The following is a 969-nucleotide window of genomic DNA, read 5'->3' as shown; positions in this document are numbered from 1 at the left end:
ACGCCTACCGCAGATCGCTGGAAGAGGCACAGCCACAAGGATGATCCGAGACTGCTGCCGTTTTCGTGAAAAACGGCAGCAGCCTTCCCGCTTCGCAGCGCCCTTGTCGGCCCTGAACCGATACCTCGGGCCCTACCGCGCCAGGTAACAGCCACCCACGGCGCGACCGCCCATCCGATTTCCGCCCCCAGCGCAGCCCTCTTGCCTGGGCGCGTCGCCCCTCGCCAAAACCTGGCCAATCCGACGCCAAACGCCCTGAATCTCGCAGTTGCCACGGAGCAGCCAATCCGCCGCGGCACCGCCAGCGTCGGGCCCTCCCTGCACCGGCTGACTATCTGCCATGAACCACGGCGCAAACGGCCTGCACATGTCATGAACTGGTCTAGTCTCACCCTCAGGAAAGCGGAGTTCCGGAGCTATGGCATGTCTGAAAACAGGTTCGACCCATCTCCCGTCATTCTCATCGTCGATGACCAGTCCAGCGACCTGCAGATCCTGCAAGCGGCGGTCAACGAGCTGGCACAGGTGCATATCGCCCATGATGGGCGCATGGCGCTGGAGATCGCACGGTTCTGCCGGCCAGACGTGATCCTGCTGGATATCGAGATGCCCGGCATGAGCGGTTTCGAGCTGTGCCGCCTGATCAAGGCCGACGCCAAGCTGTGCGATGCAGCCATCCTGTTCGTCACCGCACACACCCAGACGGAGAATGAAGTGGCGGCGCTGGAGCAAGGCGCCATCGACTTCATCCAGAAACCGCTGAGCATTCCCGTGGTACGCGCCCATGTCCGTGCGCACCTCAACCTGCGGACCGAAGCCAAGCGGCTGGCCTACTTCGATGCGCTGACCAACCTGCCCAATCGCATGCTGCTGCGTGACCGCGCCGAGCAGATGCTGCAGAAAGCGCGGCGCAGCGGCAGCCGTCTTGCACTGCTGTTGCTGGATCTGGACAACTTCAAGGGCATCAAC

At 63.1% G+C, this 969-nt stretch carries 1 protein-coding gene; it reads left to right on the top strand.

The features are described 5' to 3' along the window. Nucleotides 1-423: 423 nt before the first annotated feature. A partial coding sequence (locus J0A65_RS24135; RefSeq protein ID WP_206596805.1) for a GGDEF domain-containing response regulator occupies nucleotides 424-969 on the top strand: 546 nt, incomplete at its 3' end.

It is taken from the genome of Bowmanella yangjiangensis, from assembly GCF_017255015.1.
In the GTDB taxonomy this organism is placed as follows: Bacteria; Pseudomonadota; Gammaproteobacteria; order Enterobacterales; family Alteromonadaceae; genus Bowmanella; species Bowmanella yangjiangensis.
Note: the sequence above shows the minus strand (reverse complement) of the source record. Positions and strands in the feature narration are given on the sequence as shown.